Raw genomic sequence first — 13683 nt, forward strand, 5'->3', positions numbered from 1 at the left:
AAGCGTCCTGCTTACTGACCAGTGGTCTGGGCAAGTGGAAGTGGGGTTTCGTCGATCTGCACCTTTTCCCCGGGACGGGCGTGTTGCAGGCCTTCGATGACAACACGGTCGCCGGGCTTCAGGCCGCCGGTGACGATCCAGCGATTGTTCTGCACCGCACCCAGTTGCACCGGTTGCTGCGCCACGCGCATCTGTTCATCGACAGTCAGCACCTGGGCAATGCCGGCACTGTCACGCTGCACCGCGCGTTGCGGTACGGTGATGCCGTTCTGGATGGTTGCCTGCTCAAGGCGTACGCGGATGAAGCTGCCCGGCAGCAAGTCGAGATCCGGATTGGGAAACTCGCTGCGCACAATGATCTGCCCGGTGCCGGGATCGACAGTGATGTCGCTGAACAGCAGCTTGCCGGGCAACGGATACACGCTACCGTCATCCTGAATCAGCGTGGCCTTCGCCTGATCCTGACCGACTTCCTGCAACTGCCCGGAGCGCAATGCCCGGCGCAGTTCATTGAGCTCGCGGGTCGACTGGGTGAGGTCGGCATGGATCGGGTTGAGCTGCTGAATCAACGCAAGCGGCGTGGTTTCGTTCTGCCCGACCAGCGCACCTTCGGTGACCAGCGCGCGGCCAATGCGGCCGGAAATCGGCGCGGTCACGGTGGCATAACCGAGGTTCAGTTTCGCCCGTTCAAGCGCCGCTTTGCTGGCCGCGACATCAGCTGCCGTCTGCCGTGCAGCGGCGCGGGCGTTGTCGTAGTCCTGACCGCTGATGGCCTGGTCCTCGATCAACTGCGCATAGCGTTGTTCTTGCAATCTGGCCTGAAAGGCGTTGGCCTGAGCTTTGCGCAGCGCGGCTTCGGCACTGTCCAGATCGGCCTTGAACGGCGCCGGGTCGATGCGAAACAGCACATCGCCTTTTTTCACGTCACTGCCTTCGCGGTAGGTGCGCTGCAACACCACGCCGGCCACTCGTGCGCGCACTTCGGCAATCCGTGGCGCGGCGATGCGGCCGCTCAGTTCGCTGCTGATCGACAATGGCTGGGTTTTGATGATCTCGATGCGCACCGTGGCCGGCGGCGTCTGCTCTTCGGCGTTCGAGGATGAATCACAAGCGCTCAGCGTCAGCGCCAATGCGATCAGGCCGAGCCCGGCCAGCAGTTTTCCAGACATGTACAACCCCCAATATTGAAGGCCGCATCCTACGGCCAGACGGGGAGGTTAGCGGTGAAGCTTTGTAGCTGCTGTGTGAAATTGTGTAAGGGTTTTGCTCAGTAGCGGGTGAGGGCGTATATCCTGCAGGCCTTGAAATTTATTGCGACAGTTCGATCGCTTTCGCGAGCAGGCTCGCTCCCACAGGAGATCGCATTTCAATGTGCGAGCGAATGAGCCCTGACTGTAGCCACAGCATTCTCTGGAACACCCCATGCCCAACATCCTCCTGGTCGAAGACGACACCGCCCTCGCCGAACTGATTTCCAGCTACCTGGAACGCAACGGTTATTCCGTCAGCGTCATCGGCCGTGGCGACCATGTGCGCGAGCGGGCGCGGATCAGTCCGCCGGATCTGGTGATCCTCGACCTCATGCTGCCGGGCCTCGACGGCTTGCAGGTGTGCCGTTTGCTGCGTGCCGATTCGGCGACACTGCCGATCCTCATGCTCACGGCTCGCGATGACAGCCATGATCAGGTGTTGGGCCTGGAAATGGGCGCTGACGACTACGTCACCAAACCCTGCGAGCCACGAGTGCTGCTGGCGCGGGTGCGCACGTTGTTGCGGCGCAGCAGCCTCGGCGAACCGCTGGCGGTCAACGATCGGATCGTCATGGGCAATCTGTGCATTGATCTGTCCGAGCGCACCGTGACCTGGCGTGATCAAGCGGTTGAACTGTCCAGCGGCGAATACAATTTGCTGGTGGTGCTGGCCCGACATGCCGGCGAAGTGCTGAGTCGCGATCAGATTCTTCAGCGGCTGCGCGGTATTGAATTCAATGGCACTGACCGCTCGGTGGACGTGGCGATTTCCAAGCTGCGGCGCAAATTCGATGATCACGCCGGCGAGGCGCGCAAGATCAAGACTGTGTGGGGCAAGGGCTATCTGTTCAGCCGCTCCGAATGGGAATGCTGAGCTGATGTTTCGCATTCTGTTTCGCCTGTATCTGGTGACGATCGTCTCCTATAGTGCGGCGATCTATTTGGTGCCGGATCTGGTGGTCATGGCCTTTCGGGATCGCTTCGTCACCTACAATCTGGAATTCTCCCGAGGTCTGCAATCGCTGATCACCAAGCAGTTTCATGCTGCGCCGCAAGAGCAATGGCCGGCGATTGCGGCGGCGATGGACAAGGAATTCCAGCCGCTGCACATCGTCCTGACGCCAATCGACGACCCGGTGTTCACGCCCATCGAGCAGGAACGTTTGCACCGTGGTGAGAACGTGGTGCGCATCGGCGATTGGGGCTGGCGAACTTTGGCAGTCACTCCGCTGAATGCGGACATGGCCGTGCGTATGGTCGTACCGCCGGATCCGGTCGACGTCGATCTGTTGTACTGGAGCATTAATGTGCTCATCGGCGCCATGTTGCTCGGCTGCCTGCTGCTCTGGTTGCGCCCGCACTGGCGCGATCTCGAGCGCCTGAAAGGCACCGCCGAACGCTTCGGCAAAGGCCACTTGAGCGAGCGAACCAGAATCGCCCCGAGTTCGAACATCGGCAGCCTCGCCAACGTGTTCGACACCATGGCCGGCGATATCGAAAACCTTCTCAACCAGCAACGTGATCTGCTTAACGCCGTTTCCCATGAGCTGCGCACGCCGTTGACGCGTCTGGATTTCGGCCTGGCGCTAGCGTTGTCAGAAGACTTGCCGGCTGCCAGCCGCGAGCGCCTGCAGAGTTTGGTCGCGCATATTCGTGAGCTGGATGAATTGGTGCTGGAGTTGCTTTCCTACAGCCGTTTGCAGAATCCGGCGCAGTCGCCTGAGCGCATCGAGGTGTCGCTGGACGAATTCATCGACAGCATTCTCGGAAGCGTCGATGAGGAGCTGGAGTCGCCAGACATCGTGATTGACGTTCTGCTGCACGGTCAGCTCGAACGCTTCGCGCTGGATCCGCGCCTGACCGCCCGGGCCATCCAGAACCTGTTGCGCAATGCCATGCGCTATTGCGAAAAGCGCATTCAGATTGGCGTGCAGGTCATTGCTGGCGGGTGTGAGATCTGGGTTGACGACGATGGCATCGGCATTCCCGACGATGAGCGCGAGCGGATTTTCGAACCGTTCTACAGGCTCGACCGCAGCCGTGATCGCGCGACGGGTGGGTTCGGCCTCGGTTTGGCGATAAGCCGCCGAGCGCTCGTAGCGCAGGGCGGCACTTTGACGGTTGAGAGTTCGCCGCTGGGTGGGGCGCGATTCAGGCTGTGGTTGCCGGCCATGGCCTGAATATTCTAACGGACATCTGATGATTGAATCAGGCTGACGCCGGCCTCTTGCATCCGCGCTATGGCGGCTGCCAGCGAACCGTCCAGATCAATCGCGCGACAGCCATCCAGCACCACACAGACATTAAAACCCGCCGCGCGCGCATCCAGCGCCGAAAACATCACACAGAAATCCAGCGCCAGGCCAACCATGTAAACGGTGTCGATGCTGCGCTCTTTCAAATAGCCGGCGAGCCCGGTGGTGGTGCTTCGATCCGCTTCGAGAAAAGCCGAGTAGCTGTCAATATCGGGATTGCAGCCCTTGCGGATGATCAATTGCGCGTGCGGTAGATCCAGTTCCGGATGAAATTCGGCGCCGACACTGGCTTGCACACAGTGATCGGGCCACAACGTTTGTGCGCCGTACGGTAACTCAATGACATCGTAGGGCTGGCGCCCAAGATGGCTGGACGCAAACGAGATATGCCCGCTCGGGTGCCAGTCCTGCGCAATCACGACTTGCCTGAACTGCCGCGCGAGGCGGTTGATCAGCGGCACAATCCGGTCACCTTCAGGCACCGGCAATTGGCCGCCGGGAATGAAGTCGTTTTGAACATCGATGACCAGCAATGCAGCGCGGGACGAAATGGGCACGGAGAAATCTTCCTGGGAATAAAACCTCGGCCAGTTTAGCAGGGCTTTTGTCAGCCGCTGGTCTGCAGCACGCATTGCTGGGTTTTACTGTCCCACACCTGGCCTTTCGGACATTCGGGCTTTTTCACGGCGTCGCTTTCATCGACAGCGAATACAGCAGGGCTGGACAGGGCGGCGACCAGCAGCGGGACGGCGAATAGCGCTTGGCGGATATTCATGGTCAATCTCCACTTTCATCGGCTTGGAGCGGAAGTTGTTGTGCTCTTTTGCAGTGACTGTTCAGTCATTAGGAAGATTCAAAGTTCTGCAGCGGGCCATTGACTTGTCATCCGCTGGCAGGCTAATTTCCAGCCCATGACTTTCACCGTATCGCGCTGCCAGCCAAGCATTATTACCGCCATTCCTCATTTGGCGGGCTAGCTCACGGCTGCAGCACCCAACCCGCCCTAGAGGCGGGTTTTTACTTTCTGTCTCCGGGGTTCTGAAAAATGTCAGGAGACGACCATGCCGCACACCCCCGACCAGCAAGCCCTGCTTGAGCATTACGTGAAAAAGATCCTGGCCGCACCGGTGTACGACATTGCGGTGCGTACGCCGTTGCAGCCTGCGCCGGCGTTGTCGGAAACATTGGGCAATCGGGTCCTGCTCAAGCGCGAAGATCTGCAACCGACGTTCTCTTTCAAGATCCGTGGTGCTTACAACAAACTCGTGCAACTGAGCGATGAGCAGCGAGCGCGGGGAGTGATCACTGCATCGGCGGGTAATCACGCGCAGGGGGTAGCGCTGGCGGCACGGGAATTGGGCATCGCCGCGACGATCGTCATGCCGTCTACCACCCCTGAGCTCAAGGTGCTCGGCGTGCGCAGTCACGGTGCCGACGCATTGCTGCATGGCGAGAGTTTTCCCTTTGCTCTGGCCCACGCGTTGCATTTGGCCGAGCAGAGCGGATGCACGTTCGTTTCACCCTTCGATGATCCTGACGTAATCGCCGGACAAGGCACCGTGGCTATGGAAATCCTGCGCCAGCATCAAGGCACGCTGAACGCGATCTTCATCCCGGTCGGCGGCGGAGGTTTGATCGCAGGTATCGCGGCCTACGTCAAATACCTGCGCCCGGAAGTGCGGATCATCGGCGTCGAATCCGAACATTCGGCGTGCCTGCAAGTGGCTTTAAGTGCGGACGAGCGGGTGGTCCTGCCCAGTGTCGGCACCTTCGCCGATGGCGTAGCGGTAGCGCAGATTGGCGCGTATGGCTTTGAGGTTTGCCGCTTCTGTGTAGATGAAGTGATCACGGTCAGCAATGACGAACTCTGCGCCGCGATCAAGAATATCTACGACGATACCCGTTCGATCACTGAACCTTCGGGTGCGCTGGCTGTTGCGGGGATCAAGCAGTACGTGGCGCGCAGTGGGGTTCGCGATCAGACATTCGTCGCCATCGACTCCGGGGCCAACATCAACTTCGACAGCCTGCGCCATGTCGCCGAACGCGCCGCTGCTTGCGGCGTGCCGGCGTGATGTCGATCAGGGCAGCAGCGGGCGCAGAAACGTGCGCTCGTAACTGACGATGAATTTCTTCTCGACCAGATTGGCAACCAGTGCGGTGCTTTCCGGGTCTGTCATTGCAATATGTCGATAGCTTTCGTAATCGGCCAGCGACGGGAAACTGAACAGGCAATAAGCAATGTTGCTCGCGCCCTCCGAGGGGAGGAAGTAGCCGTGGTGGGTGCCGCCCAAGCGCTCAACGATGTCGAGCCACGCTTTGGCATAGGCTTCGAAAGCGGGTAACTGGTAAGGATCGATCACATATCTGACGTGGCAAGTAATCAAGGGCTGGGCTCCGGTTATTCCTGCAGGGCGGTGCCGACTTTGTCCGACGCCGACCAGATGCGATAGCGCACTTCGACGTCCGACGGCGCGTACACCACGACTGGCAACTTGCTGTTGTAGCGCAACATGAAGCCGTCACCGACGACCGGAACGAAAGCGCGCTTTTTCTGGCTGCCGGGCGGGCAGGCCATCATCGTGCTCATCGGACCGATGACCTTTTCCAGGCGATAGTACGGATAGCCCCAGCCTTGCAGGTTCTTTTCATCGAGCACACCGCCCAGACGTTGACGGTTGCAATCCACCTCCAGAGTTTTGCCGGCGAGAATTTCAACCTGGAAATTCTCCTCCTGCTCTTGTTTGGGCAGATGGATGACCTGACGGGTAAACCCGGCTTCGGCTTTGGGATACGGCGCGACGTCTTCGAGCTTGGCGGCGTGGGCTAGAGTGGAAAGGTTGGCGATCAACAGGCCGGTGATCGCGCAAACGCTTAAAGAATTCATGAAGGCCTCCGTGCGGGTTGAATTGCAATGGGAGACATTCTTGCCGTCATAGTCTGCGAAAGCAAATTTGCCCGGAGATTGCAGATTGCAGTGGACGGGTGGTCGATTCATGCAATTTGCAAATAGCAGGATACTGGCCACATTTCCAAGTGCTTGATTTTGAAGGGAGCAAAACGAACCGATCAAAGGCACGTTTTATGCGTTCTTTTGGTGAGGCGCACAGGATTTGGGCGCCTACACTCCAATGGGCATTTCGCAGTACCACCACTTGCCGCACCAGGGAAACAGCGGGGGCACACCCGTGAAGGCGCAGCAGAGGGTCAGCGTGAATACTTGATTGGCAATCGCACAGAAAGGAGAGGGTTCGCCATGTTTTTATCTGCCTTGGAATTACGCAACATCATTGAAAGCAGCTTCCTGCCGAAACGCTGCCAGTGCACGTTGACACCAGACTTGTCGATGTCCGTCAAAGTATTTGGCGACCATCGAACCGACCAAGCCGATCTCTACGTCAGTGGAATCGACGCCAGCCGCCTGAACAGCTGCCGTGAAATCAACAACCTGGTCGCTGGCCTGCGTTCCGACCTCGCGCAACAGACCACGACACATCAAACCAGCGCTCGTTCTCGAGCCGTTTAACCCACCGTCTCACCCAGTTCGTCCGTCACGCGCCGGGCCTGCACAAAACCAAGGCCCAGCGCGAACTCGACCAGCACCGCGAGCAAGATCCCGGGGCCGGCATGACCATTGAGCCATTCGCCAAAACCCAACGCCGCCAAACCGAAACAGCCGACGATAAAACCATTGCTCAGTGCACTGCGTGCCACTGACGGCGGAGCATTGCGCAGCAAATAAAACATGACCCCCAACGCCGCAAACAGCACCGCGCTGCGCCGAGCGACTACGCCAGTGCCTTCCGAATAGCCAATACTCCAGATCGCCAGCAACGCCTCCGGAAAAAATCCCCAGACCAGCGCCAGCAGAAAACACAGGATTGAAGTGAAGCTCGACAACGTGCGGAACGACAACTGCATGGCCAATCCTTGCGGCAGTAGGGAAGGCCCCGAGCATAACCGCCGAAGCCACCCCAAGCCTATGGCCAACCGGAAAATCAGAAGCGTCTGTCAGTTCTGTTGACTGCAAGCGTCAGATAATTTCCTGTAACTGATTTGTGCGGGCTTGCCGGTGTTGTCGATGTATTTCATGTCGGCGGTGATGACTTTGCATTCCGAGGTCGGCGGCTCGGTTAGCGAAAGCACCTTTGCCACGTGGAGGGGCATGCCGTATTGGTAGGGTGTTTGATTCGATGTGGCGGAGGTGACGTTGGCTTGGGCCAGTGCGGCGTATGAGCTGCAGGCGAGGGTGGCAGTGAGCAGGAAGGGACGAATGTTCATGAGAGGACTCCAGCGTTGCGGGTAGGCGCCCGGCACGAAGCCGGGCGAGCCTGCCGCACTGGGCGTCAGCGGGGGAGAGCTGAGGGTGTGCGGTGATATGGAGTCTCTGACTGTGGCGTTAAGGCTGAGTTAACCGATGTGAACATGAGCTGAGTTATTTACGGTTGCTTTTCCCTTGTCTCGGGCATTTGTCGTTTGCGATATGAATCATTAGGGTACGGGCTTTGACGTGCTCGAAAAAAATTAATGATAAGGCTGTGCTGCTAAATTTCAGTACCCTAACTTATCTGGAAAAAACGAGAGCGGTGGGTGAGTGGCCTTCCACGTTTTTGCGAGTTCTTTTGCTTTTTCTAATTGCTCTTTTGACAGGTTTTTTTCTATGTCAGGTAATGTGTCATTGACATCTCGTGTTACGTTACCTCCGCCATTAAGCTCCAGCAGATTTGAAAGTAGAGCATAGGACTTAATTGGGTCGAATGCGAAACCGTACTTGGAGTTTTCTTCACCTATGTAGGATGCATATCCAAATACACCTTCTACATAGCTTGAGTCGGCGGCTTTCTCGTTCCAGAATCTGAACGAGGCTAGATCATTTTTTTCTATCATGATTGCGGCTAACCCCATCATTGCGAGTGGATAACCATTTTCAGCGGACGCCTTCATCCATCGTTCGATAGCTTGTTTGCGCCTTGAGGGTAGTAAAAATGAGCCATTCCCTTCTTGGTACTTCGTCGCCAGACGGAACTGAGCAAATGCGAATCCGTTCTCTGCGGATTTCTCCAACCATTCATCGTTGCCCGTCATTTCATATAACAAGTACATCGATTCGCTATCTCCCTGCTTTGCTCGTTCAACGGCAAGGCTTTTAGCTTTAATCACCCAGCTGCTGGCAGAATCTTCACCTGGAGGACAGTTTTTCATGGTCGTACACAAATCTTCTCCAATCCTTCCAAGGCGAAACATGGCGTAGATGTTCCCCTTTTTTGCGGAGCTTTCGTATGCTTTTTTAGCCTCCGGAGTCATGTGACGGTTGTTTTTTCTTAGCGCTTCACCGAGATAATAAAGTGCTTCATCGTCACCGCCGTCGGCTGCTATTTGTAATGGTTCAATTGCGGAGATGGCTTTGTATTGATTGTATAGTTCAATGCCCTTGATCTTTGCCTGAGATTGTTCGTTTGTAAGCGCGTTTGACTGGGCTGATACTAGGCTTAAAAATGTTAACGCAGTTGCCAGCAGTTTCATTGAAATCTTTGCCTAATCATGTGGAGTCGTTCATCAAGGGCAAGGGCGATAATTCATCGGGATGAAATCTCGGGTGCGGATCACCTAAAAATATACTCAATTACTCAGCTTGTCGGGGAAGAAAGACAGCGGTGGGTGAGTGGTTTTCCATTGTTCAGCGACGATTTTTGATTCTTCAATTTGTTCTGGTGTCATCTTTTCAGAAATTTGTTCGATTTTACGGTCAACATAATCTTGCACGCCACCGGCGTCACCGAGTTCTTTTAACAAAGAGAAAATAGCGTAGCCTTTGACTAAATCCAAAGAGTAACCTACTTTATCTGGCGTATGTGAAATGTACGCACCATAGTTACTCATTGCAGCTTGTTCGCCTGTTGCGGCAGCCTTCTCGAGCCAATGTCGAATGCTCGCCATGTCTCCTTGCTTATAAAGCGTCTCTAGATATTGCATCATAGCTTTAGGGTTGCCACCTTCCGCAGAGAGTAGCAGCCATTTTTTGACCGACGCTTCACGTCCTCCAGGAGTAAAGAAGTAACCCTCTCCCTGCCTTTCGCTGATCGCCATCCAATATTGCGCGAGCGGATAGCCTGCATTAGCAGATTTATCTAACCAATGGTGATCCAGCGTGATTTCGTACATCAAGTATAAAGATTCAGGATCGCCATCATTTGCCTTAGGTAACGTTATTTTTTTTGCCTCTACGAACCATTCTGCTTGAGTTTTTTTTGACGACGGGCAATTTCCCATCGTTGCGCAAAGATCTTTTTTTGCTCGACCCAACTGAATCATTGCGTATATGTTTTTTTTCTCTGCTGCCGATTCATACCAAAATTGGGCTTCGGGAGTCATGTATCCATTTTTCTTTCGAAGAGCTTCGGCAAGATAATACTGTGATTCTATTGCGCCGTCTTTTGCCTCTCGCTCTAGCTGTGGAATGGCCGCATCTATTTTCATCTGGTTGTAAAGAATGATTCCGCTTGGTCCACTTTGCTGAGGGACTGAGGATGCATTGGTAAAATTGGCGCTATACGGCGATACTGAAATCAAACCCAAGCTGAACATTAGAATGATTTGATTTAATTTGATTTTTATTAGTCTGTTCATTGGTAGCCTTTTAAATAGGGTGTCGCCCCACTAAGCGAGTAGGTTGGTGATGGGACATAATTTTGTTGACAATAATCGGCCAGATTTGCGCCAAGTAATTTTGCGTGCGATTTATAGTTTTTACGTACTTCAACAATTGTATCGTCAAAGAGGCTTTGAACGCTTTCCGCCATGAAAGTATCTAGTGACATACGATTTTTGCAATACTCTTGTTCTCCAGCTTGCTCTTTTATGCCAAACTCATTCATTGACATGCATGCGAGTTCAAATTGTCTTTGTGCTTTGTCAATAGTGTTGGTTTTTTTTGCATTGTTGACTATCCAGCGCAAAATTCTTTCTATGGCTTTTTGCTGGAGAACATGGCCTTCGGATTGACTATATGTGCGACCCTTGTCAGATATGCTATTGTTTTCAGGACTGGCTGTAGTAATTTTAAACTCTTCGGGCTGGCTTATAAGCGTTCTTAACAGTGGGCCCAGCGCGTTAGGAATTGCATTAATAATCCACTCTTCGAGCTCGCTTTGGTTCTTATAATTCATGATCGCGTCCGCAATCGGTCCGCCCTTGCCACGTCGCGTCAGAGACTCATAAAGACCCATCACAACATCCCAACGCATCATGTATGCCATTGCCACATTCAATCCGGCAACGCCCAAAGCGTTAAGTGCGGAGGCATACTCACTCGCTTCAGGATCCATCCACTCAACTTTACGGCCTTTGGTCTTATGCAGCTCTTTGCGATATATGTTAATGAGGTCGACCACCGCCTCATAACCCACTTCAAATTTGAAACTACCGTTAGCGCCCGGTCCAAGCACTACTGTTGCCTTCAAATTAAGAATGAACCGTCCTTTATCAAGAGAAACCTGAGCGTTCCCTTGAAATCCTGCGCCTAACGCGATTCCTACGGACCCGCCCAATTTTGCAAGCGTCAGCCATGGATTGGCTGTCCTTGCGTCTTTAGGACCGCTTATACCCAACGATGGCGCGGTACTTCGGGCGACGAGCTCTTTTGGCGGCGCCCAGTTTAGTGCACCAGTGAGCTCAATAGCGGCTTGCAAACCGCCGAATACGTTGAAGCTTGCCTTCGCGCCATTTTCGATTTGACCATTGGCGAGGCGACCAGTCGACATCTGACCTGTGCTCAGGGTGCCCGCAGCGGTGGGGGCTTTTGATTGATGGACGAGATCTGGAGTAGGACTATCGTCGCCACTGTCGGCTTTTGCTTGCTTGGCGGCTGCGTGATCGGCGCGCTCCTGTTTGGCTGAGGCATCTTCACGCTGTGCGCGTTTGACCGGGCTCAGTGAGGCACCGTATTTGACGTTACCGAAGATAGGGCTCAATTCGACGCTGCCGGCAAGTAGCAGCGAAGCACCAGCATATCCCCACGCCTTCACGCCGAAGTGGAAGGAGAAACGCCCAAAATTCATTTTTTGTGGGCTACCGTCCAATAGGTAGTCGAGCGTGATTTCCTGTGCGCTCGCTTGGGCGGGCATATCGACTTTCATCAATTCCACTTCGCCGCGTGCCAAGTCGAGGCTCATCCCCGCGCTGGCCGACGCTTGAAAACCTTCTGCAGCGCTGATGGGGGGGCTTTCCAGCTTCACTTCAGCGTGAATGCTTGGTTGTGGAGGTGTCAGGCAGCGAACGAACTGCGCCTGAGGACTGGCATCGAAGAGTCTCACTTTACCGCGTACACTTTTCTGAAACACCAGCTGCTGAAGATGCTTACCCCAATTGGTAAGAGCTGCCTCGTCCTCTAGTTCAGTGACCTCATAGCCTTCCTTTTTTAAGTGAGCGTAAAAGTCTTTGGCTTTGAACCAACCTTTTTCATCGAAACAGTCGCCGACCTGATCGCTGAACTTTACAGCGCCCTGAGCCAACAGCCATTGGCGGAACGAACTGAGCTCACTGTTTTTATCAGAACCTTCAGTGGCATCTGTCGGGGGACTTTTAAAGGCCTTGGATACAGAGCCAGGGACTTTTTTGAAGTCCTCTTTCATTATTTTTTTTGCGTCTTTCAGGTTCGACATACTGAACCAGCCCAACGGAGTGCCCTTGGCGTCCGAAAGGCTGACTTCGCGCAAAGGAAAACCAGGTTTAACCATGCGATCTACTGGCTTGGGCTGGAACGCTTCCGGCTCCCAGATCAGATAACGTCGGGGTTTCGTCGCGTTGACATTATTCTGAGCGGCTGTATAGAGGTCTTCTTTGATTTTCTGCAGTTGGTCCCACTTTGCACGCTCTGCTTCCACCAAACCTGCAGGGGCCTGGGCATTTTGGCCTGTTGCTTCGATCCAGCGTTTGTACTTGTCCTGAAGTTGCGCAGTTGCTTCCGATTGCTTTTTCTCTGTATCCAAATACAGCTTGAATTGTTCGATGCCAGAGGCAAGGCCGTCGTTTATCAGCGCAAACTCTGGAAGCGCGATTCCATAATCGGAAGCCTTCATGATGGATTCGGTGTAAGCGTGGTAATCAAGCGCATCGGCGTTTTTGTGTAGTGTGTAAACATAGCCGACCAGATCGGCGGTGCAGTCAGTCATGCCGCTGCAGATGTTTTCGTAGCTTTTTTTCTTCTCTGCCAAGGCTTTGGCAACGTCTTCCAGCGATACCTGCTTGAAGTTTTTGTTGCCGAGGAATTTCTTGCGAGCCTCCAGATAAGCTTGCACGCGTGCCCGCGCTTCAATCGCCTCCTTGGAGTACAGCGAGCCGCTTTCGTAGGTGTAGCCTTCTAACTTAGCGGCCGCTACCGCTTCTTTTTTTAACGCGACCCACTCAGCCCGCCGCTTGTAAAAGTCGGCATATGCTTCGTGAACGCGCTGGTCAGTAGCTATGTCTGCCGCTAGACGGTCGAGGCGAGATACTGGCGTCTCCTCCTCCGTGGACTGAGCAGGAGCGACTGCCGGTTTGTTTCCATTAGCTTCGTTCTGCCTTTTTTTAGCGGTGGCTGGATCGATTTCGATCTCATCGCCCATCGCTTCAAACTCTTCCATACGTGCACGCTGTGCGCCCGTGAGGAAATTACTCAACTTAGGCTCAAGGAAGTATTCCAGCAAACCAGATTCCTGCAACCCGTTCAGGCGTGCATCACGTGGTTTGCTGGGCGCAATCATTTTATCCAGGGCGAACATGGATTCTTTGATGGCGGACTTTGCCCGTTCGGGAAGCAGCCAAAATTCTTGCTCTTCGGTGGCATAAATCGCACTTGCAAACTTTTTCGAGCAGGGAGGCGCGTGCGGTTTGAAAGTCTTTGAGCTCTGATCAGGGGTATCTTTGACAGGCTCCAGTTCAACCAGATCCTCCGCAGAGCACTGAGTTGCGGCTTCCGGGGTAGTTTGCGCAGGCGGTTGAGCCGCGGCAGGTGTCTGAGCGGCAGGCGCAGCAGGCGTTAGTGCGCTTTTCGGAACGCTCAGGTTCCATCCGACTTTGACGTTATCCGGGTTGGTGATGAAGGGGTTCATCTGACGAAGTTGCGCCACAGTAGTGTTGTAGCGCGTAGCAATCTGGCCCAGAGTTTCGCCGGGCATCACAGCGTGATTTGTAATTTCCAT

Annotated in this window: 13 protein-coding genes and 1 pseudogene; 4 read left to right on the forward strand and 10 right to left on the reverse strand. The window is 54.6% G+C overall.

Going from position 1 to position 13683, the window contains the following annotated elements:
* Nucleotides 1-11: 11 nt before the first annotated feature.
* Nucleotides 12-1169, reverse strand: a complete 1158-nt coding sequence (locus AB4N48_RS09860; RefSeq protein WP_460095286.1) for an efflux RND transporter periplasmic adaptor subunit — start codon at nt 1167-1169, stop codon at nt 12-14.
* A 253-nt stretch (nt 1170-1422) separates the two neighbouring features.
* On the opposite strand from AB4N48_RS09860, the gene AB4N48_RS09865 reads away from it, so the two are divergent.
* The gene (locus AB4N48_RS09865) at nt 1423-2124 is read left to right on the forward strand and encodes a response regulator (RefSeq protein WP_016774890.1); all 702 of its coding nucleotides are present in this window, start codon (nt 1423-1425) and stop codon (nt 2122-2124) included.
* A 4-nt stretch (nt 2125-2128) separates the two neighbouring features.
* The gene (locus tag AB4N48_RS09870; protein WP_252878281.1) at nt 2129-3430 is read left to right on the forward strand and encodes an ATP-binding protein; all 1302 of its coding nucleotides are present in this window, start codon (nt 2129-2131) and stop codon (nt 3428-3430) included.
* 5 nt (nt 3431-3435) lie between these two features.
* Here the strand turns inward: AB4N48_RS09870 and pncA are convergent, their stop codons facing one another.
* Nucleotides 3436-4062 (reverse strand): bifunctional nicotinamidase/pyrazinamidase, encoded by a 627-nt coding sequence (gene pncA / locus AB4N48_RS09875; RefSeq protein WP_256810048.1) that lies wholly within the window; start codon nt 4060-4062, stop codon nt 3436-3438.
* 50 nt (nt 4063-4112) lie between these two features.
* On the reverse strand, nt 4113-4280 hold the full coding sequence (locus AB4N48_RS09880; RefSeq protein WP_252878280.1) for a hypothetical protein: 168 nt from the start codon (nt 4278-4280) through the stop codon (nt 4113-4115).
* A gap of 286 nt (nt 4281-4566) precedes the next feature.
* Between AB4N48_RS09880 and ilvA the strand changes: the two are divergent.
* Nucleotides 4567-5556 (forward strand): annotated as a pseudogene (ilvA, locus tag AB4N48_RS09885) (threonine ammonia-lyase, biosynthetic); the annotation flags it as partial.
* A 30-nt stretch (nt 5557-5586) separates the two neighbouring features.
* Here the strand turns inward: ilvA and AB4N48_RS09890 are convergent.
* Together AB4N48_RS09890 and eco are read right to left on the reverse strand one after the other, a co-directional pair.
* Complete coding sequence (locus AB4N48_RS09890) at nt 5587-5892, reverse strand: NIPSNAP family protein (protein ID WP_258706767.1); 306 nt, start codon at nt 5890-5892, stop codon at nt 5587-5589.
* 14 nt (nt 5893-5906) lie between these two features.
* Nucleotides 5907-6392: a serine protease inhibitor ecotin gene (gene eco / locus AB4N48_RS09895; RefSeq protein WP_258706766.1), complete on the reverse strand. Its 486-nt coding sequence runs from the start codon at nt 6390-6392 to the stop codon at nt 5907-5909.
* A 369-nt stretch (nt 6393-6761) separates the two neighbouring features.
* On the opposite strand from eco, the gene AB4N48_RS09900 reads away from it, so the two are divergent.
* On the forward strand, nt 6762-7031 hold the full coding sequence (locus tag AB4N48_RS09900) for a DUF1652 domain-containing protein (RefSeq protein WP_041480220.1): 270 nt from the start codon (nt 6762-6764) through the stop codon (nt 7029-7031).
* On the opposite strand, the gene AB4N48_RS09905 is transcribed toward AB4N48_RS09900, so the two are convergent.
* From AB4N48_RS09905 to AB4N48_RS09925, 5 genes are all read right to left on the reverse strand, one after another.
* The gene (locus AB4N48_RS09905; RefSeq protein WP_095180121.1) at nt 7028-7426 is read right to left on the reverse strand and encodes a hypothetical protein; all 399 of its coding nucleotides are present in this window, start codon (nt 7424-7426) and stop codon (nt 7028-7030) included. The genes AB4N48_RS09900 and AB4N48_RS09905 overlap by 4 nt on opposite strands.
* Before the next feature lie 90 nt (nt 7427-7516).
* Nucleotides 7517-7786: a DUF2790 domain-containing protein gene (locus AB4N48_RS09910; protein WP_095180120.1), complete on the reverse strand. Its 270-nt coding sequence runs from the start codon at nt 7784-7786 to the stop codon at nt 7517-7519.
* 270 nt (nt 7787-8056) lie between these two features.
* A complete protein-coding gene (locus tag AB4N48_RS09915; RefSeq protein ID WP_460095288.1) occupies nt 8057-9028 on the reverse strand; it encodes a tetratricopeptide repeat protein in 972 nt (323 codons plus the stop codon).
* Nucleotides 9029-9124: 96 nt separating this feature from the next.
* Nucleotides 9125-10132 (reverse strand): tetratricopeptide repeat protein, encoded by a 1008-nt coding sequence (locus AB4N48_RS09920; protein WP_460143635.1) that lies wholly within the window; start codon nt 10130-10132, stop codon nt 9125-9127.
* Nucleotides 10129-13683, reverse strand: a complete 3555-nt coding sequence (locus tag AB4N48_RS09925; protein ID WP_460143636.1) for a LysM peptidoglycan-binding domain-containing protein — start codon at nt 13681-13683, stop codon at nt 10129-10131. The genes AB4N48_RS09920 and AB4N48_RS09925 overlap by 4 nt, the downstream gene beginning before the upstream one ends.

The sequence above is a fragment of the Pseudomonas sp. S2_C11 genome, from assembly GCF_054668395.1.

Excerpts from the sequence above, each read along its gene's own strand:
- AB4N48_RS09860 (WP_460095286.1), bottom strand. The coding sequence starts at position 1,169 with ATGTCTGGAAAACTGCTGGCCGGGCTCGGCCTGATCGCATTGGCGCTG.
- AB4N48_RS09865 (WP_016774890.1), top strand. The coding sequence starts at position 1,423 with ATGCCCAACATCCTCCTGGTCGAAGACGACACCGCCCTCGCCGAACTG.
- AB4N48_RS09870 (WP_252878281.1), top strand. The coding sequence starts at position 2,129 with ATGTTTCGCATTCTGTTTCGCCTGTATCTGGTGACGATCGTCTCCTAT.
- AB4N48_RS09880 (WP_252878280.1), bottom strand. The coding sequence starts at position 4,280 with ATGAATATCCGCCAAGCGCTATTCGCCGTCCCGCTGCTGGTCGCCGCC.
- eco (WP_258706766.1), bottom strand. The coding sequence starts at position 6,392 with ATGAATTCTTTAAGCGTTTGCGCGATCACCGGCCTGTTGATCGCCAAC.
- AB4N48_RS09900 (WP_041480220.1), top strand. The coding sequence starts at position 6,762 with ATGTTTTTATCTGCCTTGGAATTACGCAACATCATTGAAAGCAGCTTC.
- AB4N48_RS09905 (WP_095180121.1), bottom strand. The coding sequence starts at position 7,426 with ATGCAGTTGTCGTTCCGCACGTTGTCGAGCTTCACTTCAATCCTGTGT.
- AB4N48_RS09910 (WP_095180120.1), bottom strand. The coding sequence starts at position 7,786 with ATGAACATTCGTCCCTTCCTGCTCACTGCCACCCTCGCCTGCAGCTCA.
- AB4N48_RS09915 (WP_460095288.1), bottom strand. The coding sequence starts at position 9,028 with ATGAAACTGCTGGCAACTGCGTTAACATTTTTAAGCCTAGTATCAGCC.
- AB4N48_RS09920 (WP_460143635.1), bottom strand. The coding sequence starts at position 10,132 with ATGAACAGACTAATAAAAATCAAATTAAATCAAATCATTCTAATGTTC.
- AB4N48_RS09925 (WP_460143636.1), bottom strand. The coding sequence starts at position 13,683 with ATGGAAATTACAAATCACGCTGTGATGCCCGGCGAAACTCTGGGCCAG.